This window comes from Streptomyces sp. NEAU-174, assembly GCF_052665095.1.
This window is the reverse complement of sequence record NZ_JBQTCE010000036.1, coordinates 1-18053: the sequence shown is the minus strand read 5'-3', so window position 1 is coordinate 18053 and position 18053 is coordinate 1. Positions and strand designations below refer to the sequence as shown.

18 protein-coding genes and 1 pseudogene are annotated in these 18053 nt (G+C 67.1%); 11 read left to right on the top strand and 8 right to left on the bottom strand.

Translation table 11 applies throughout. The features are described from left to right. Positions 1-860: 860 nt before the first annotated feature. From ACT2CW_RS49165 to ACT2CW_RS49155, 3 genes are read left to right on the top strand one after another with little or no spacing between them, the layout of a single operon-like run. Positions 861-2162 carry a hypothetical protein gene (locus ACT2CW_RS49165; protein ID WP_445521300.1) on the top strand — a complete coding sequence of 434 codons (1302 nt, stop codon included), beginning with the start codon at positions 861-863 and terminating at the stop codon, positions 2160-2162. Continuing rightward, positions 2162-2722 carry a GNAT family N-acetyltransferase gene (locus ACT2CW_RS49160; protein ID WP_445521299.1) on the top strand — a complete coding sequence of 187 codons (561 nt, stop codon included), beginning with the start codon at positions 2162-2164 and terminating at the stop codon, positions 2720-2722. The genes ACT2CW_RS49165 and ACT2CW_RS49160 overlap by 1 nt, the downstream gene beginning before the upstream one ends. A gap of 52 nt (positions 2723-2774) precedes the next feature. Then, positions 2775-2963, top strand: coding sequence for a hypothetical protein (locus ACT2CW_RS49155; protein WP_164426399.1), 189 nt, complete (start codon positions 2775-2777; stop codon positions 2961-2963). A 172-nt stretch (positions 2964-3135) separates the two neighbouring features. Here the strand turns inward: ACT2CW_RS49155 and ACT2CW_RS49150 are convergent, their stop codons facing one another. Further along, positions 3136-4407, bottom strand: coding sequence for a hypothetical protein (locus ACT2CW_RS49150; protein ID WP_445521298.1), 1272 nt, complete (start codon positions 4405-4407; stop codon positions 3136-3138). Between the two features lie 216 nt (positions 4408-4623). Here ACT2CW_RS49150 and ACT2CW_RS49145 point away from each other — a divergent pair, with 216 nt between their 5' ends. From ACT2CW_RS49145 to ACT2CW_RS49115, 7 genes and pseudogenes are all read left to right on the top strand, one after another. Beyond that, entirely contained in the window at positions 4624-5832 is a 1209-nt protein-coding gene (locus ACT2CW_RS49145) for a phosphotransferase (protein WP_445521297.1), read from the top strand. A gap of 160 nt (positions 5833-5992) precedes the next feature. Beyond that, on the top strand, positions 5993-6769 hold the full coding sequence (locus ACT2CW_RS49140; protein ID WP_445521296.1) for a lactate/malate family dehydrogenase: 777 nt from the start codon (positions 5993-5995) through the stop codon (positions 6767-6769). Then, a complete protein-coding gene (locus ACT2CW_RS49135; protein WP_445521295.1) occupies positions 6766-7902 on the top strand; it encodes a hypothetical protein in 1137 nt (378 codons plus the stop codon). Before ACT2CW_RS49140 ends, ACT2CW_RS49135 begins: the two co-directional genes overlap by 4 nt. Before the next feature lie 27 nt (positions 7903-7929). Next, positions 7930-8142: pseudogene (locus tag ACT2CW_RS49130) on the top strand (hypothetical protein); the annotation flags it as partial. 146 nt (positions 8143-8288) lie between these two features. Beyond that, positions 8289-8570 carry a DUF317 domain-containing protein gene (locus ACT2CW_RS49125; protein WP_240812856.1) on the top strand — a complete coding sequence of 94 codons (282 nt, stop codon included), beginning with the start codon at positions 8289-8291 and terminating at the stop codon, positions 8568-8570. A gap of 452 nt (positions 8571-9022) precedes the next feature. Next, positions 9023-9259, top strand: a complete 237-nt coding sequence (locus tag ACT2CW_RS49120) for a DUF397 domain-containing protein (RefSeq protein ID WP_138911619.1) — start codon at positions 9023-9025, stop codon at positions 9257-9259. Between the two features lie 88 nt (positions 9260-9347). Then, entirely contained in the window at positions 9348-10298 is a 951-nt protein-coding gene (locus ACT2CW_RS49115) for a helix-turn-helix domain-containing protein (protein WP_138911618.1), read from the top strand. Between the two features lie 6 nt (positions 10299-10304). Here ACT2CW_RS49115 and ACT2CW_RS49110 read toward each other — a convergent pair whose 3' ends face one another. From ACT2CW_RS49110 to ACT2CW_RS49085, 6 genes are all read right to left on the bottom strand, one after another. Continuing rightward, complete coding sequence (locus ACT2CW_RS49110) at positions 10305-11093, bottom strand: SAM-dependent methyltransferase (RefSeq protein WP_276616832.1); 789 nt, start codon at positions 11091-11093, stop codon at positions 10305-10307. A 216-nt stretch (positions 11094-11309) separates the two neighbouring features. Then, entirely contained in the window at positions 11310-11798 is a 489-nt protein-coding gene (locus tag ACT2CW_RS49105) for a hypothetical protein (protein WP_138911616.1), read from the bottom strand. A 207-nt stretch (positions 11799-12005) separates the two neighbouring features. Continuing rightward, the gene (locus ACT2CW_RS49100) at positions 12006-12167 is read right to left on the bottom strand and encodes a hypothetical protein (RefSeq protein ID WP_171072377.1); all 162 of its coding nucleotides are present in this window, start codon (positions 12165-12167) and stop codon (positions 12006-12008) included. Positions 12168-12858: 691 nt separating this feature from the next. Continuing rightward, entirely contained in the window at positions 12859-13230 is a 372-nt protein-coding gene (locus ACT2CW_RS49095) for a hypothetical protein (protein WP_138911615.1), read from the bottom strand. 715 nt (positions 13231-13945) lie between these two features. Beyond that, positions 13946-15103: an FAD-dependent oxidoreductase gene (locus ACT2CW_RS49090; RefSeq protein ID WP_445518577.1), complete on the bottom strand. Its 1158-nt coding sequence runs from the start codon at positions 15101-15103 to the stop codon at positions 13946-13948. A gap of 217 nt (positions 15104-15320) precedes the next feature. Then, positions 15321-16118, bottom strand: coding sequence for a siderophore-interacting protein (locus tag ACT2CW_RS49085; protein ID WP_445518578.1), 798 nt, complete (start codon positions 16116-16118; stop codon positions 15321-15323). Between the two features lie 213 nt (positions 16119-16331). On the opposite strand from ACT2CW_RS49085, the gene ACT2CW_RS49080 reads away from it, so the two are divergent. Continuing rightward, positions 16332-17087, top strand: a complete 756-nt coding sequence (locus ACT2CW_RS49080; RefSeq protein WP_182470154.1) for a helix-turn-helix transcriptional regulator — start codon at positions 16332-16334, stop codon at positions 17085-17087. 180 nt (positions 17088-17267) lie between these two features. Here ACT2CW_RS49080 and ACT2CW_RS49075 read toward each other — a convergent pair. Beyond that, a partial coding sequence (locus ACT2CW_RS49075) for an ISAs1 family transposase (RefSeq protein WP_445521294.1) occupies positions 17268-18053 on the bottom strand: 786 nt, incomplete at its 5' end.

Below are 18053 nucleotides of genomic sequence, written 5' to 3'. Positions count from 1 at the left end.
GAAGGAGCGCCAGGTCTGCTGGGATGCGCGTTGCGGTGCGGGCGGCAGGCCGGGGCGGCGCAGAACGCGCCGGATCGTCACGGCGGCGACCCGATGGCCAAGCCGTCGCAGTTCGCCTTGGATTCTGACGTATCCCCAGGTGGGGTTCTCTCTCGCCAGGCGCTGGATGAGCGCGACTGTCTCTTCCGGTAACGGTGGCCGACCGGATCTGACCGCCGTCTGGCGCCACTTCCAGCGCACGAGACGGCGGTGCCAGATCAGCAGCGTGCCCGGGGTGACCAGCCGATGGCGACGTAAGACGGGTGGCAGGTGCTTGGCGAGAGCGGTGAGCACGGCACGATCAGCCCATGAGAGCCGCGGCCGCTGGACCTGGCGGCGAAGCACAGCGACCTCATGACGAAGGGCAAGGATCTCGGCGTTGCCAGGTCTCCAGCACGGTCCGCACCATCCGCCGGGCGAGAGCGGCGGACTGCGGCTCACGGGGGAGAGACTGGCTGTAGGCCGGACGTCCGACGGCGGAGGGCCGAGCGGTGGCGGTCACGACGCTCCACCCAATCCTAGGTAGATCTTCCACTCCTCTGCGCCCCAGCGGTGGAGGGCAGGGTGGCGCATTATGAAGTCGAGAACCGCGCGCTCCAACGGGCGCGGCTGCCTGGTGCTCGTCGTGACAGTCTTGGTCTGCGTAACATTCACTGTTCGGGCTCCCCTCGGTGGCTCCCCCACATATGAGCCAACTCCGAGAGAACGGCTGCGGCCGGACGTACGGGCGGACTTTTCTACGGACTTTTCACCACGACGGACTTTCCACGGCCTTCCTAGTCGCTACTCTCGGTGCACGACCGGATCACCGGAGGTACGAAGTGGCCGATGACCTGACGCCCTTCGAGTGCGCGTGTATCGAGCATGGATGGCAGAAGCCAGCGGACTTTCTGCGGGCCTTCGAGGCGACGGCCAGTCTGCTGGGCGAAACCGCTACGGTGACGGATCGCCAGTTCCGGCGCTGGCGACAGCCGTTACCCCCTGCTCCGCGCCTCCGTGCCTGGCGTGTGTTGCAGGTCATGTTCGGCGTGCACCCCACAGAGCTGGGTTTCCCCGGACCACCACCGGGTGCCACCGTGGGGAATGCACATCTCCCCGGAGAGGAAGGCACGAACGTGGACCGACGGGAGTTCCTCAACGACTCGATCGGCGTGGCAGCCGCTGCGGGGCTGCCCAGGCCGGTGAAGAGGCTGACGCCAGCAGGGCGCGATGGCGCGATTGGCACTGCCCATCTCCTCGAACTCCGCGAGGGTCTCCGCTCGCTGTACCAACTCGACGACAGCTACGGCGGAGGCGACGTGCTGTCCCTCGCTATCAGGCACCTGCGCCGAGTCCGCCGAGTCATCAACACCGCCCGCTACCCGGAAGCACTCGGACGTCAGCTTCAGCTCCTCGAAGGCGAGACCGCCGAGCACTGCGCCTGGCTGGCTTACGACGCCGACGAGCAGGACTCCGCCCGCCAGTACTGGGGAGAGGCACTGACCACCGCCACAATGCTTCGGGATGACAGCCTCGAAATCCTTGTCCTGGCGGGCCTGTCCCTGCAAGCCTCCTACGAGGGGCGCCCGCGAGACGGGTACAACCTCGCGCGCGCCGCCCAAGACCGCGCAACCCGCTACGGCTCGCCCACGCTTCAGTCCCTCATCGGCGTCCGTGAGGTCCGTGCCCTCTCACTCATGCGTGACCGGAAGGCAGCGACCAGAGCGCTCTCGGAGTCGATGCGCCTTGTCGAGCGGGACGGCCGTCCACGACCGGAGTGGGCGGCGTTCCACGGGCCCGCCGAACTGGACTATTGCCAGGGGCTTCACTACATGGAGATCGGCCACTACCCGGCGGCGGTGGCCTTCATGCGGACCGCACTCGCGCGACAGGACAGTGCGTATGGCCGCAACAGGGCGCTCTACAGACTCACGCTTACCAGCGCACTGGTGAAAGCCGGTGAGGCAGATGAGGCCGCGGCGCATGCCGTGGAAAGCCTGGAGCACCTGGAAGAGGTCGAGTCAGGGCGCGTGATGAAACGGCTGATCGAAGTGAAAGACCTCCTCAGCAAGGTGGACGCCACCAGCACCCGGCAGGCCGTTGAACAGCTCACGGAGTACGCCCACGCAAAGGGGGCGGCGTGATGGATGTGACGTTCGAGCTATTCCAAGATGAGGAAGCCGCAGCCCAACTCGACGCTTTCCTCGCCGCCTACGAGGAGGTGTACGCCGAGCCGCCGTACAGCGAGGGCCCCCGCGATGTGGCAGAGTTCATCGACCGCTACCAGGTGCAGGCCCAGCGTCCCGGCATGCGCCTAGTGCTCGCCCGCAGCGGAGACGACGGGATCGTGGGGTTCGCCTTCGGATTCCTCCTCCCTGCCGATACAGGATGGTGGCAGGGCCTCCAGGAGCCCCTACCGGCCGACTTCACGCGCGAAGACGGGACTCGCACCTATGCGATCATCGAACTCGCAGTCCGTAAGCCGTGGCGACGGCAAGGCATCGCTACTCGCCTCCATGCCCGGCTCCTCGAGGGGCTGAGCGTCGAACGAGTCACGCTCACGATGCGACCCGAGCCGGAAGCCGCCCCAGCACAGTGCGCATACGCATCGTGGGGATACCGCAAGATCGGCGTCTCCCACCCGTGGGACGAGGCGCCGTTCTACGATGCCATGCTCCTCGAACTTCCCCGAACTCCCGGGTAACTGCACCCCCATGGACGCTGGGGTGTCGGTGCCCCACCGTACGGTGGGGCACATGCCCATCCCCGTCTTCCGGCCGCACGGCCGTGCGATGACCGCTGCTCGGGACGAGATCAACGCCCGTATCCGGCTCCTCATGGACGAGCCTGCCACCAAGCAGCGGGCCGAGGAGTACAAGCGGCTGCTGGTGCTGTGGGCGTCGGCCGCTGCTGCGAACGGCTCCGACTGGGGCAAGGCAGCCTGACCCCGCGTGCTAGTGGTGGCCGGTTGACGCAACAGCGCCCCGCCTGGATTCCACAGCGGGGCGCTATCCGTGCAAGCAGCCACCAGCACGGTTGATAGGACGCCGTAACCGTAGCCGCACCACCGACATGGGGCTGGCCCAAGGTCGGGCAGTGAGCATCAGCGGCTCGGCTTCAGGCTGCGAGGGCCTCCTTGAAAGCCAGCACGGCGGGTTCGCGGTGGCTGGCCGCCGGGATGCTGTGGTAAAGATCCATCGCGCGGGTCCGCGTCAATCCCGTCCGGTACGCAGGCGGCAGGGCCGTGAATGCGGCGGTCGCCTGGCGGCACCCCAGCTCGGTATCGCCGTCTCGGTGGGCGCAGGTGGCCGCGTCCAACGACAGCAGGGTGCGGGTCATGGTGCTGGTCGGCGCGGATAGCTCCAATGCGCGCTGCTGGCTCTCGCGGGCGCGCCTGGTTTCGCCCAGCACAGTCAGGGCGTGGCTCATGTGGACGTGGTGCTTCTGCTCCGGATATCCGAACCAGGTATCCGCTCTCTGCCCGCCGTCGAGCTGTCCCATCAGCCGCTCGGAGTCCGCGAGGGCAAGTCGGGCCTGCTCAGCCTGACCACACAGGGCGTGTGCGCGGGCGGCGACCGCTGCCGCCAGAGCAGCGGCTGCCGACGGCGCTGTGCCGGCGATGCGGCGGGCGTGCTCGGCCTGGGCGGCTGCCGCCTTGGGGGCGCCGTAGTTCAGCGGCACCATCGCCTCCCGCGCGGCCGTCCACGCGTGCAGTTGCCGGTCGCCGGATTCCTCAGCCGGCCGCGCGGCGGTGCCGAACCACGACCGGGATTCTCGGCGGGCCCCCAGGTCGTGCAGCACGATGGCCGTCATGCCCGCCAATTGGGCGCCTGTCCGGCAAAGCCGCGCTCGAACGGCGACAGGCTGCGGCGTGTTGAGGAGCGGGCGGAGCCCGTCGAAGTCGACAACGAGGTCAGCCAGGACCTTGGCGGGGTCCTGGCCGTGGTAGCCGTATCCGTAGCTCTCCGCAGCAGCCTCCAAGTCGGACAGCTCGGCAGGGGTATCGGCCGCCAAGGCGCGATCGAACGACTGGCGGGTGTCGGTCAGGGCGGCGAGCGCGGTGCCGGTGAGACCGGCGGCGACCGCGCTGCGCAGCATCTGGCGGCGCTTCATCGGGTCATCTCCATGGTGGGGCTCGGTACCGTGCGTCTGGTCTTGCTCCCAGAGTCGCGCAGCGAGGCCGAGGAGCGCACCGGGAATGCGAAGTCCGTCCGTGATGCGCTCGATCGCGTCGAGGCTGGAGACTTTCGCTTCCCCTCTGGCGACCTTGCTGACCCGCTCCGCCTTTATGCCGCAGGCTTCAGCCATCCGGTTGAAGCTGATTCCCGAGTCACGGGCCATGGCGAAAACCACGCTGAGGTCCCGGCCTTTCAGCGCCCGGATGAACACCGGGTCGGACAGTAGCCTGCGAGGGACCTCGGCAGGTGACGGCGGGAAGGACACGGCGACCCCCGGATGTGGTGACGACCTGTCAGGGAGGACAGTACCCACCGTGGGGGTCCCTTCGTGGGGTTATGGCCCGTTGCGTAGATGGCTTCATTGAGCGGGCGTTCACGCGTACCAGGCGGGCCACGGCGGCCCCACATTCCCCTCTTGGAGGCGTACGTGAACACCTCTGCACTGCCTGCGGCAGCACCCAGCGTTCCTGATCGCGGTGACGTCTTCGCCTTCGCGGACGAGGAGATAAAGCAGGCCGCTACCGAGCTGTGGCCGCATGCGGTCATCGAGGCAGGCGTTCACGTGCCCAGCGTCACGGCCTACGTCCTCCGCATGAGGGTCGATGGCGTAGAGCGGTACCCGAAGTACTCGCTGCTGGGTGTGTCGCTGGTGTCCCTGCTGCGCGGTGCCTGCGGTGACTGGGACCAGATCCGCCGAGACCAGGCAGTGTACGTCCGGCGACAGGACTCGCTGACGAAGCGGGAGACCGCGCAGCTGCGATTCCTGGCAACGCTCGGCCGGCCCAAGGCATGCCGCGCCCTCGGCTCATCGAGGGGTGTTCTGTTCACCGAGGCTGTACCGGGCCCGAGCCTGGCAGAGCTGCTGCTGCAACGACCCCAGGACTCGGCCGAGCTGCTGGCCGCGCCCTTGCGCGAGCTGCACCGGCTCCACCTTCCGGCTGCCCAGTACGGCCCTGGCGCCCCGGCCCCGATCCGAGAGCGCAGCATCGCCGGCACCTTCAAGCGGAAGTTCCACGGCCCCAGCGGACAGGCGTTCCTCGACCAGCTCGGCGAACAGCGTTGCGCTCCCGAAGAGCGAGACCGCCTGGTCGAACTGCTGCGGCAGACCGTCGCCCGGCTGCGCCGCTTCCGGTCCCCCACTCTGCCCTCCAACCACGTGGTGACGTTCGGCGACCTCAAGCCTGAACACGTCTACTTCCCCGGACCGGGCGAGCAGCCGGTGTTCATCGACCCCGGCCTTCAGCCCGGCAGAGCCTGTGTGGACACGGCCAAGCTGATCAGCCGCACCGCTTTGCTGCTGGTCGCTGCCCGGCCCGGAGACCAGGCCGGTCGGCAGATCACCGGCGGCATCGACGCGGTCCTCCACGCTCAGCTGGCCCGCCTCTCCAGCCGGGTGAGGGAGGCCGGCCTGCGGGAGTTGCTGGTGCTGTGGCTGATGGACACCGTCAACATCGTCACCAGCTATCTCTCCGCCCCCGCCGCCCTTCCCCTCCCCGCCCAAGGTGAAGCGGTCCTCCAGCGCGCGGCCGTGGTCTGTACTCTTCTCGACCAGCTCACCGGCGGCCTCGCCTGCGGCCTTGAGACCGATGCCGTGTTGGAACACGCGCTGACCCTGATCAGGGCAGCGGCATCATGAGCAAGGATGCGGCTCCGATCGGGGCGGTCGGCGTGGTCGGCGCGGGCGCGGTCGGACAAGCCACGGCCGCGGCGCTTGTCACCTCCGGTCTGGCTGCCCGCCTGCTGGTCACCTCGCGCACATCCTCACGCGCGGCGCACTGGTAGCGGACCTGGACGACATGCGTACCGCGCTGCGCGGGGCAACCCGCCCGCTGACCTGCCACCCTGCCGACCTGATGGACTGTGAGGCCGTGGTGGTCGCATTGCGGGCCTCGTTCACCAACACCAGCGCCGCTGACGTCCGTATGGCCGGTGCCTCGGCGAACGGCGTGCTGGTCGCCGCGCTCGCGGGGAAGCTGCGCGGCTATGGCGGCACCGTGCTGATGGTGACCAATCCGGTCGACCTGATGTCGCGGCTGTTCGCCGAAGCCTCCGGCTGCCGCCGGGTCTATGGGATCGGCTCGGCCCTGGACACCGCACGCTACCGAACCGCGCTCGCCACCCACCTCGGGGCACCGCTGGCGGCAGTGAACGGGCAGGTGATCGGCGAGCACGGTGACCACCTGGTGGTGTGCGCATCATCGACCACCGTCAACGATGAGCCAGCGGACGTGCCCGTTCCGGTGATCTTCAACGAACTGTGCTCGAGGCCCGGCCGGATCAGCGCCGGTATCGGCCGCACCCGCTACGGACCTGCCGGTGCCGTGCTCGAAACCGTGCACCTGGCCCTCGGCCTGGCCGACGGCACCACGCAGCTCTCCACGGCCTACCAAGGCGGCTGGCTGGGAATTCCGTTGCGATTCACCACAGGCCAGCCCATACCGTGCCTCCCACAGCCGACTCCCAGCGAGGCCACTCGCTTCCAGGCCGCCGACGCCAAGCTCCGCACCGCATACGAGGCCCTCGCCCCGGCGCTCCAGCCCATCCCGTCCACTCCTGAAAGGAATCTCCCGTGACCGCTACCGCTACCCGCATCACCGCCGCCGACGCGGGCGTGACCATCATCAGCCACACCCCCGCCATCACCAGCTGGGCCGACCGCTACTTCGGCGCCTGGTGGAACGCCTCCACCATTTCTCCCGCTGAGGCCAGCGGCGGGTTTCCGGCGGTCTTCGCCGACGTCGACCCGGAACTCGTGGACGACATGTCGTTGCTGGTCGACACCTTGCAGCACGATGAAATCACCTACGCGAAGGCCAAAATGCTGGTCGCCCACGACCGGGACGACGCTGTCGTGGCGTTCTCCCCCGACGAGCAACTGGCCTACCGGTTCCAGCCGGAACGCCAGCGCCTGACGATCGCTGGCCGCGCGGAGCAGCCGGTCGCCGTCGCGGCCGCGCGCCTGGCCCGGGAGATGGTTCGCGCGCAGCTGCTGCACGACGGCTGGACGGTGCTGCACGCTTCAGCCGCCGATCGTGACGGCCGCACCGTTCTGACCTTCGGTTCCAAGGGTGCCGGGAAGACCACCGTGGCCATGCTGCTGGCCTCTTGGGGGCACGACCTGCTCGCAAATGACCGGGTGCTCGTACGCCCCGAAGGTGAGCGGCTGCGGGTGCTGCCGTGGCCGTCCGCCGCCGCTCTCGGCCTGGGCCTTCTCGACGCCCTCGGTCTGTACGACGTGGTGCGCCAACGGCTCCAGGGCGGGGAGGAGCTCCACCCCACCCAGCACCAGGTGGTGACCGACGCGCTCCTGGCCGGGCAGCGAGAGCCGCTGTGGGCGCCCGGTGACGGCAAGCGGGAGCGGAAGGCCCAGCTCTTCCCCGACCAGTTCGTGGCCTGGTTCCGTATGCGCCTGGCGACCGAAGGCAGCGCTGTCGCGCTGCTGTTCCCCCGCATCACCCCCGGTGCGGACCCCGCTCTCACGCACGAGGTGCGTCAGGTGACTGAGTCCGACTTCATGAGCGGGAGCACCGAAGACCGCTACCCCGACGTCTTCGGCCTGGCCGAGGGGATCGACGGCGGCGGCAGCGAGTCTGCTCGCCGCGCGGTCGCCGAGCGCCTGGCCAAGCTCCCGCATCACGCACTCGTCCTCGGCCACTGCACAACCGCCAACACGGCATTCCTCTCCACTCTCTTGGAGAACGCCTGAAGACTGCGACGCCCCCGCGCCTTTACCGTGAGCCAGGCGCGGGGGCCTCGCGTTTACTCCCCAGCCACAGGTCTGAAGGTCTCCGTCACTGACAGCCTGTCCGGGCGAGCTGGTTCACGCCCAGCGATCGGGCATTCCTGGTGGCGCTGCTGCACCGGCCCACCCCCACGACCGGCCTGGACCGTGGCCGCGTACGAGACACCCGTCTCCGACCGCCTGTGGCATCTCACCGCGACCGGTTCCACCCCGCCCCCTGTGCTCCAGGCCCTGCTGGCTCTTCTCCCCGACGGCGACGGCTGGGACATCCCCATCGGTAGCCCCACCGACGAAAAGAACGTCACCGCCAACACCAAGCCCCTCTCAGAGGCCGGTCGGAAGCACACCGAATCGACGGACGCTGGACCCGCTGGACGAACCCGTCCGAAGACGCGAGGGTTCAACTCGATGCCTTCGCCACCTGGACCATCTGGGCCGGTCCCAGCATCGACCGGGTCACCTGGACCCTCCACGCCTCGCCCAGCATCCCTGCCCCGGTGATCAACGACCTGGCCCACGAACTCGCCCACAACAGCATCAGCAACCATCGGAGAGCAGCTCAGCGCACCGCGCGGCGGATTACCACCCCCATGCCCACTGCCCTCGCACAGTCGTCCGGCCGGAGCCTGTGACCATCGCGGACAGCACCGTGGCTCCGTTGTCGTTCTGCGGTCGGGCCCAGCGCGAGCACTCTGACCCGCAACGCCAGCACCCGCGTCGAGCAGCGGAGGCTGGCGGCGACTCAGCGTTGGAGCTGCACTGCTTCGGCGAATTCTTCCTGAATGCAACGTCCAGGGAATCGCCACCCCACACACCCCCTCCGCCACCGGTTCATCTCCAGCCATTCTCCGCCTTAAATCAAGACCTCAAACCCCCACCGTTCGTCGTATAAGCAGTTTTCCAGCTCGACGGGAGCGCCCATTCGAGTGACACCACGAGGAGATCGACAGCGCTAAACTTCCGTCATGTTTCACCGCCCCGTGAAAATTTCAGAGGCGGCTGCAAGCGGGGCTGCGGGGAAGTGGGAAGCGGCCGGTACCGGTGAGGGTGCGGTGCTGGTCAGACACAAAGGACAGGTGCGAAAATGATCACGATCATCAACGGCACACCGGCCAGCGAGATCACCGGCGCACGGTGGAAGAAGGCGTCGGCGAGCGATGGAATCGGCGACTGTGTCGAGCTTGCACGCGTGAATGAAACCGAAGTCGCGGTTCGTAACTCACGATTCCCTGACGGCCCCGCGCTGGTATTCACCCGAGCGGAGATCATCGCCTTCCTCGACGGCGCGAGTCACGGGGAGTTCACCTCCATGACTGTCTAAAACGCGTCGGCCATAGGTTGCCCGTGAGGCAGAGAGCTGTTCATTCTTGGCGCGGGCGGGAAAGTCCCGCCCGCGCCAAGGAGTGCACATGTCGGGTCGGATTCTGGCCTTGGTCGGGCGGCAGGGAGAGCCACCGCCGGCCACACCGAAAGCAGCGGAGAAGCTCATCGGCGCTCTGCTGCAGTATCTGCGCCAAGAGCGCGGGATGATCCAGAGCGAGGTCGTGCAGGCCGTCCCCGAGGTCGGGTCCGGACCCACACTCAGCCGCTACGAGAACGCCGTCGTCAAACTCAAGGCGGAACACGTCTTCGCGCTGCTGCGCTTCTACCGGGCGCCGGAGGACTGCGTCAGGGAAGCGGAGATGCTCCTGCAGTGGCCGCATGAGCGGACCTGGTGGTCCTCCTTCGAGGATGTCGCGAACTCCACGCTCATGTCGCTGTACGCCCTGGAGTCCACCTCGAAGGTGGTCCAGGTATACCAGGAGAACAACGTCCCCGGGATGCTCCAGACCGCCGGCTACGCCCGCGCCTTGATGGCGGACTTCGCCCGGGCCCAGTACGACCCCGAGACACGGCGCAAGTACCTCGCGGCCATCGAACGCCGCCTGGAGATGCGGCTCCGGCGACAGCATCTGCTCGACCAGCCCAACGCTCCCATGTTCAGGGCCGTCATCGCGGAATCCGTGCTGGACAAGGAACTGGGCGGAGTACCGGTCATGCGGGAGCAACTGCGCCACTTGTTCACCATCGCGGAGAACAAACCCAACGTACACCTGCGGATCCTGCCCGGGTCGGCCATGCGACAGGGCTCCCCGCTGCACCCCGCCATAACCCTGTGCAAGCCCCACGAAGGGACCGCCGGCCGAGCCGTCTACCTGGAGGACAAGAACGTCGGCGGTCAGCTCCTCACCGACAGCGCGCAGATCGAGACCTTCATGGCGTCGATGGACGACTGGTGGCGACACGCCCTGTCGAAGACGGAGACCATGGATCGCCTCCAGTACTACATCAACCGGCTCACCGACGACACCCTCCAGTAGCCCCCGTCACACGATGCGCGCGACCCCGCCGTACTCGATCCACTCCTTACTCCGCTGCCGCGGAACGAGTTCACTGTCCGGCAGCCAACGCGAGACCTCGACCGGCTCAGGGGTCACCAGCACCTCGTGGCCCTCGAAGAACCGGTCGACCTCGCTGTAGGAGCGAACCCTTCCCCAGGAGTTGTCGGTGATCTCCTGCATGAAATCGGTGATGCTCCGACGGAGTTCCGGATCACCACTGGCCAGCTGCGAGATCACCAGACAGCTGCCGCGCGGCAACTGTTGACAGACCCGGCGGACCAACTCCCAGGGGTCGTCATCGTCGGGAATGCAGTGAAGAACGGAGACGAACAGCGCGGCGACCGGCTGGTCGTCGCGCAGCAGCCGTCGTACCGCGCCGCTCTCGAAGATCTTCATGGTGTCGCGGATGTCGGCGTTGAGGACGGCGGTAGTCCTCGGGTCCTCGGCCAGCATGATCTCCCCATGCGCGAGGACTACGGGATCATTGTCGATGTAGACGACTTCACTCGCCGGATCGACTTCCTGGGCGACCTGATGCACGTTGGGCCGTGTCGGAAGTCCGGACCCGTGGTCGAGAAATCTGCGGACACCCTGCTCCCGGGCGAGGTAACGCACAGCCCTGCCAAGGAAAGCCCGGTTGACCAGCGCTAATTCACGGCTACTAGGAGCCAGGCGGAGTAATTTTTCGCACGCTTCCCGATCAACCTGATAATTGTCCGTGCCGCCCAGGAGGTGGTCGTACATTCTGGCAACACTTGGCCTGCTGACATCAATGATGACCCGCTCCCCACACTCTCGGAAGGCATACGTCCCCCCTGAGACGTTGCCGGTACCCGAAGGCAGAGGTCCCATGCTAGGAGGACACGCCGGGACAGGGCTACCCGCACCCCTCAATACAGCACCTATTTTGATGGCATTTCAGCCGCCGACTTGACCATCACACTCCGGCGCACACCAGCCGTCTCATCAGGAATACGACACAGGCATATTTCAAAACGCTCGGGCAGGAAGCAGATCCCGCAGAGCCCGGTGACGCAGCAGCTCGAAGTCGGCCTCGGACAGGCCCATCGCATAGCCGGCCTGGCAGGGCGACAGGCCGAGCTTGTAACGCAGGACCAGCGCGTCCGCCTCATTACGGCCGAGCAGATGATGAAGCCCCCGCAACGACGCGGTCCGGCGCTCCGAAGCTCTGCGGGAGAGCAAGCCCCAGGCATGTGCAGCTGGCGAGGAGCTACGAAGCGCCCTCTCCCACTGCTCGCCGAGATCACGCAGGGCGGCCCGGGCTATACGCGTACCGCTGTGGATGGAGCCCGCGACAGCCGTGCCGAAGCGCTGATAGACCATCCAGCGGTCGCAGCAGAAAACGGCGTAGGAGACCGGGAATCGCTGGATGGCCAATGGGTCCATCCACGCGGCGAGGTGCCGGTCGTCGAATTCGGAATCAGCGCGCAGCCCCGACGGGCTGGAGCGCATCAGCATGACGTTTCACCTCACAAGAGGGTGCAGGGCAGGACGGAGCGGAACCCGGCTCGCAAGTGAGAAGCCGCAGTGGGCTAAGAGGGCATCTCGGCTGCCAGGACACGCGGAGGGGTTCAAGGCCTGCTCGCTCGGCCGCTTCGCCATCGTGGCGGCGGTGCCGCCCTCGCCCGCTAGGGGGCGAGGGCTCCTTCACGCAGGGCCGCATCGTCAGACGGTACGGCGGACCTTCAGGTAGCTGACACAACTGCGGTCGGACACGGAGGCAGCCGTCATGCCCGCCAGCACTTCCACCGGGAAGGGCTCCTTGCGGACAGCCGCTGCCGCGAGGACGCCGATCAAGAGCAGAGAGCTGAGGCGCAGCGTGAGCATCAAGACGCTCAAACCAGCGGTTTGCCGGAGGACCGACAGCGGAATGCTAATCTCTGGCGCTGCCGGGAGGACGCTTGCGAGCTTCCGGCGGACGTGCTGAATCAATGTTCGCGCTCCTCGGTGCGTAGTTGAGATGGCACGAGGGAGGGGGTCCCGAGTTGGTTGACGTCGCCTCGGGACCCTTTTCCGTGCCCAGTCGGACGCTAGTCGCATTACCCGCTTGCGGTGGTCCTGTGATCCACATGAAAACGGAACCGGGCACTCCCCATAGAGTGGTAGCACACAGCTGACGTTGACCACTTTTCGACCCAACAACCCGCTCAAGCGAACAATAAGCGCACCACATCTGACGATTGCGATCGAAAATGGTCAGGCGGTTATGAAAATCCCTCGTGCATCGCCCGAGCCGCACCACCCTTTCGGGTGAAGTGACGACCTCAGCCACTTCGAGCCCTGCAAACAGCAGATCCACCACCGGAAATCGTGTTCCCTCCACGGGCAGCCCTCTTGAGGGCCACACTCGCCGCAATTCCCGCTCACGCGCCTGGCTGAAGCCCGAGGGCTCCGCATCACCGCTCCGGGTTGCCCACCCCGCATGCGGAGCTTCCGTAGATCTCAAAGAGCCTTTCGCCGGAGACGGTCGTACTCCTTCCGGCGAGCCTCGGCTGCCCGGCGAAGATAGGCGACGGTGTCATGGTGACCGTGGTATTTCGGGGCACACTCGGCGGTCATGCCCGGCGGGTTGCCGGTTACTTGTGTGATCCTTTCGCTCGGGCTGCCCCGTGAAGGTGAGCGCCTGGTTGTACTCGGCGATCTCGCAGTCCGCGTCATCCTCGTGCATCTGCAGGTCGAGTCGTCCGGGTATCTGCTCGGGACCGTCGAACCAAAGCCGGCACCCTCGTTCACCCATCGAGCAAGTACAGGTGCTCATGCGCTCCTTGAGCGCGATGCCGCAGCGTGGATGCGTCAGGTGCTCGATGAGCAGATCGTGGTCCGTCCAGCAGGATTCGGCGAAGGTCAGTCGAAACCCAAAAGTGTCGGTGTATTTGGTGAAGCCCGCCATGTCCAGCCAGTCGGCTCCAGAACGAAAGATTCAGCAGTCGGCGCAGCAGAGCGCTTCCGAAGGCCGCCGCCTCCCGCCAGGCTTCTTCGAACCAGCTGTGCTCACGCGCGAAGGCCTGCTCACCAGGCGTCAGGCCGCGGTACCTACACGGCGACGACTCTCCATGCTCAGCCGCGCTCCAGAGCCGCATTTCCTCCGCCCTTGCCCAGGCACGGTCAGGCACACCGGCCAGTCGCAGCCTCGCAGTTGTTCCATGGAGTCCAAGGTCGAGCCTGCCATGGCGGGCTTTGAGTACGCGTAGACCGCTGACCCCGTGCAGGTCGTCCCTGCCTCCGCAGGGCTCGTGCGTTCTCGAGCGGTGAGATGCCGCTGCCCGGTGAGGGCGGGTTGTCGGGGTGGGGGTAGGTGATCAACTGAAGGAAGCGGTTCGTGTGATGACGGAGGTGTCTGACGCCTCATCACAACGAACCGCTTCCGGATGCCATCCTCGCTGATTACCGCTGTGTCCCGCCACCTCGACCACGATGCGGGCTCCCCGACGACCCCGACCGCCTGCTAGACCTTGCCGACGTCCTCGACATGCTGCCCGATCCGCGCCGTCGACAGGGCCGCCGTTACCGGCTCGGCCGCCCAGCGCTGTGGCCCGCCTCACCGGCTGGACCAACACCGCCCACCCCAGCGACCAAACGCCCTCTCACACCGCCCTCTTAGCGTTTTACTTGGCGAGTGAGTTGGCCACAATGGTGGCCAGTTTCCGTGCGGAGGAATCGGCGGACAGCAGCTGTTCGGTGCCATGTTCGATGGCCTGGGCCGTCTCGATGGAGCGGGGGAGCATGGTCTTCTCGTAGACGCGGATGGCGTCGTCGACAGTGGCCGCGTTCGCGAGGGCGAGGGCGAGTTCGCCGGCGTCAAGCATGGCGAGGTTGACGCCGGTGCCGAGCGGGGGCATGAGGTGGGCGGCGTCGCCGAGCAGGGTCACCGTCGGGTTGTGGTCCCAGGTGTGCGGGACAGGGAGCACGAAGATCGGGCGGTGGATGTAGAGGCCGTCGTTTTCGCTGATCATCTGGCGCATGCGGGGCGACCAGTGCGCGTACTCGTCGCGCAGCACGGCGCGGATGCCATCGGTGTCCTCGGCGGTCAGCCCCTTGGCGCTGATCCAGTCGACCGGAAGGCGTTGGATGATGTAGACGCGGATCTGGTTTCCGCTGTTGCGCTGGGCGACCAGGCTACGTTCGCCATCGGCTGCGTGGGCGATGCCCAAGCCGACCAGCTCGGCGATCTCGGGGTGTCGGTCGTCGACGTCGGAGAACCATGCTTCCAGGAAGCTGATCCCGGTGTACTCGGGGATGGCGGTGGACACGGCCGGACGTACCCGGGAGAAGGCGCCGTCGGCGCCGATGACCAGATCGGTCTCGACGCTCGTGCCGTCGGCGAAGTGCAATTGCCGCGGCCCATCGGTGGGTCCGCTGATCGTGTCGAGGGAGCGGCCCCAGCGCACAGTTCCCGTCTCCAGGGAGTCGAGCAGCAGGTTGCGCAGCTCACCGCGGTCGATTTCCGGCTTTAAGAGTTCGTCGGCCGCCGGGACTTGGTGGGACGTGATCGCGCCGGTCGGGTCCATCTGTCGCATTTCCTGCCCTTCGGGACGGGCGAGAGCGAAGAACTCGTCGAGCAGGCCGGCTTCGCGCAGGGCGACCTGGGCGTTGTCAGCATGCAGGTCGAGGGTGCCGCCTTGGTTGCGGGAGTCGCGGCCCGGGTCGCGGTCGTAGACGGTGGCCGCGATGCCGCGCTGCTGGAGGATGCGTGCGCAGGTCAGTCCGCCGGGTCCGGCGCCGATGATGCTGATCCTGGCGTTAGCGGGTTCTGGGGACTTCATGGAAGTTCCTTTCTGTCGGAGAAGATGGAGTCACCGGGCGAACAGGGCGGGGCGGCGGCACTCAGAGGTCGCCTCGGTCATGGAGGTGCCTCGTGAACAAAACCAACCCGCGGAGGGCACGTCGCTGGGCGACGATGGGCGACAGAGCGAGATCTGCCACCGGAGTGGGGTGAAAAGGGCGGTCCACGCGGGCGGCCTCGACCGAACGCACCGGCCGTCATCCCGGAGTCGCCCTGCCGTGCCGCCAGTAACCGACGAAAGTGATGTCGGACTTGTCGACGCCACGCTCATGGACGAGGTGCCGCCGCAGTGTCGTGGGCAGGTGATTCTCACCCGCCACGAAGGTGGCGAAGCGCCCGGCCGGCAGGGCGGCCTTCATCACGGTGTCGAGAGCGTAGCGCCCCGGAAGTCCGGGGCGGCCGTCGCGCGGAAGCCAGTGCACGCTGACGTTCTGTGGCGTGTTCAACTGCTGGATGTCCGCGCTGCTGGGTACCTCGAGGAACACTTCGCTGGGCAACGCGCCCTCGTCGGAGTCCAGGATGGACAGGATGGCCGGCACCGCGGTCTCGTCCCCTACGAGCAGTTGCCATTCCACGCCATGGGGCGGACTGTAGGTGGCTCCCTCGTCGAGGATGCCGACCGGTTCGCCGGAGCGGGCGCCCCGCGCCCAGGTGGAGGCCGGACTGTCCCCTTCGTGGAGCACGAACTCGATGTCCAGTTCGGTGCGGTCGGGCCAGAAGTGCCGGGCCGTGTAGAAACGGACGTAGGGGCGTACCGCCTTGCCCGTCATCATGTATTGCGCCATCCATGTGGCGTCGGACCGGGAGGGCAGCCAGAGCCGGCCCTGGCCGGGCCGCCGGAACAGGAGCCTGAAGGCCTGGTCGACTCCGATCGGCCGGAAGTCCTTGAGGTCCTCTCCGCCCACGGTCACCAGCAGGAAGTTTCCCGGCCTCCACTCCTTGCGCACGACTTCGACCGACAGCATCCGACGGCTGACGGGCTTAATCCGGTTCATGGTGACGTCCTCTTCCCATGCATCGACGCCGCAACGGGAGATGGGTACGCACCACGCCCGGGCATCAAGTCAGGCATGCCTAACCGTAGAATGACGCTTGTGCGCATGGTGGCCATGCGATACCCCGGAACGGCCAGACCGTGATCGGAGCACGGGGCGAACGGGACTGCTGGGCTGGGACGGGACGGATCGGCGGATGGAGAGATGAGCGTCATGGCCCAGGCGACAGCTCTGGACGAGGGAGCCGCCTCTCCGATCCTGAGCATCGATCACCAGCATGCGCATCCGCCCCTCCAGGTGGCACCCCATACCCATTCGGAGCCGATGCTGCTGTGGGCGTCGACCACTTCCGTCACCCTGCGCACGCTCTCGCACGACTGGCTGGTGCCTCCGGGGCACGGCCTGTGGATTCCCGGCCGTGTCGAGCACACGGGGACGACACGGCACGCCGGTGAACTGTGCGTCATCCGGTTCATGGCCACGCACTGCCCCATCGACTGGACGCAGCCCACCGGCGTCGCCGTCGGGCCGCTGCTTCGTGAGCTCATCCGATACCTGCGGGCCGAGCCGGACGCGGCGAGCCGCCGGCATGCCGAAGCTCTCCTCTTCGAGGTCCTCATGCCGCTGCCGACCCACTCGATCCAGGTGCCCATTCCCGCCGAACCGCGCTTGCGTACGATCACCGAGCGACTCATTGACTCGCCCGGAGATCAGCGAGAACTGGCGATGTGGGCGGCGGAGGTGCACAGCGGGGTGCGTACTCTGTCACGGCTCTTCCTCGCCGAGACGGGGCTGACCTTCTCGCAGTGGAGGACTCGGGTCCGTGTCCGCGCCGCAGTAGGCCATCTGGCGACCGGCGCGTCCGTCAAGGCCACCGCGCGGGCCGTGGGATACCGAAAGCCCAGCGCCTTCATCGCCGCCTTTCAGCGCGTGACTGGGCAGACGCCCGGTACCTACGGGGGCGAGTAGGAGCCATGCAGCGAGTGCGGTTTGGTGTCACATGATGTGACGCTCGGGTTGAGCGGGTTGTCAGCTGTGCTGGGCTTGGTCCCCTTTGACGGACATCATCCTTCTGGAGCGGCAGCCACTGATCTTCGATGTCCGCCAAACGGGATCAAGTCCAGGTGTGGGCCCAAGGCGCCTGCGTGCTCACCTGCCGGGTTGGATGAGGTCGAGTGCATGGTCGGGGTGTGACGTGTAGTAGTCGGTGGCGTGGGCGGTGTTGGTCCAGCCGGTGAGGCGGGCCAGGGCGATCGCGATGTTACGGAAAGTGGGCATTGCGCGGGGCGTGTTCCCGGTCCGGATCTTGGAGGCGTCCTCGGCGAGGGTGGTGTCCCGGACGTGGTGATGGGCTTCGACGTGCCAGTGCTCGCGCACCGCTCGGGCGAGCTGAGCGTCGGTCGCGGAGAACGCGTCGTGGCTGGTGACGGCATAGACGTGCTCGATCTGGATCTTCCCGCTGTGCAGGTCGCGTCGGCGGCGGGTTACCTTGATCGCCTGGGCGGCGTGCGGGAGCCGCAGCCGGCGCGAGACCCGGACGGCTTTGAGGCGGCGGATCTCATCACGGCCGTGCCCCTTCTCCCGGGTGGCGTGGCCGAGGGGGACCTGGTTCCAGGGCAGCGACTTGAGGAAGTCGTGCAGCTTGGGATGGTTGTCCTTCACGATCGCGATGTAGTCGGCCTTCTTCTCCTCGACGAGGAACTGCGCGTGAGCGTGCTGGGTGTGCAGGGCGTCGAACGTGACGGTGCGGCCGACCAGGTCGAGCGGAGCGAGAAGAGGCTTGAACTCGCTGTTCTCGCCCTTCTTCCCGGCGACCTGCCGCTGGTTCAGCGTCGCGCGTTCGCCGTGGGTGACGGCTGCCAGTAAATGCACCGCCTTCGTCGCCGCAGTGCGCGATCCGCGCAGGCTCTTGCCGTCGACGGCGATCGCGCACAG

Coding starts and splice junctions, on each gene's coding strand:
- ACT2CW_RS49160 (WP_445521299.1), top strand. CDS start 2,162: ATGGATGTGACGTTCGAGCTATTCCAAGATGAGGAAGCCGCAGCCCAA.
- ACT2CW_RS49155 (WP_164426399.1), top strand. CDS start 2,775: ATGCCCATCCCCGTCTTCCGGCCGCACGGCCGTGCGATGACCGCTGCT.
- ACT2CW_RS49140 (WP_445521296.1), top strand. CDS start 5,993: ATGCGTACCGCGCTGCGCGGGGCAACCCGCCCGCTGACCTGCCACCCT.
- ACT2CW_RS49120 (WP_138911619.1), top strand. CDS start 9,023: ATGATCACGATCATCAACGGCACACCGGCCAGCGAGATCACCGGCGCA.
- ACT2CW_RS49115 (WP_138911618.1), top strand. CDS start 9,348: ATGTCGGGTCGGATTCTGGCCTTGGTCGGGCGGCAGGGAGAGCCACCG.
- ACT2CW_RS49105 (WP_138911616.1), bottom strand. CDS start 11,798: ATGCTGATGCGCTCCAGCCCGTCGGGGCTGCGCGCTGATTCCGAATTC.
- ACT2CW_RS49100 (WP_171072377.1), bottom strand. CDS start 12,167: ATGCTCACGCTGCGCCTCAGCTCTCTGCTCTTGATCGGCGTCCTCGCG.
- ACT2CW_RS49095 (WP_138911615.1), bottom strand. CDS start 13,230: ATGGCGGGCTTCACCAAATACACCGACACTTTTGGGTTTCGACTGACC.
- ACT2CW_RS49090 (WP_445518577.1), bottom strand. CDS start 15,103: ATGAAGTCCCCAGAACCCGCTAACGCCAGGATCAGCATCATCGGCGCC.
- ACT2CW_RS49085 (WP_445518578.1), bottom strand. CDS start 16,118: ATGAACCGGATTAAGCCCGTCAGCCGTCGGATGCTGTCGGTCGAAGTC.
- ACT2CW_RS49080 (WP_182470154.1), top strand. CDS start 16,332: ATGGCCCAGGCGACAGCTCTGGACGAGGGAGCCGCCTCTCCGATCCTG.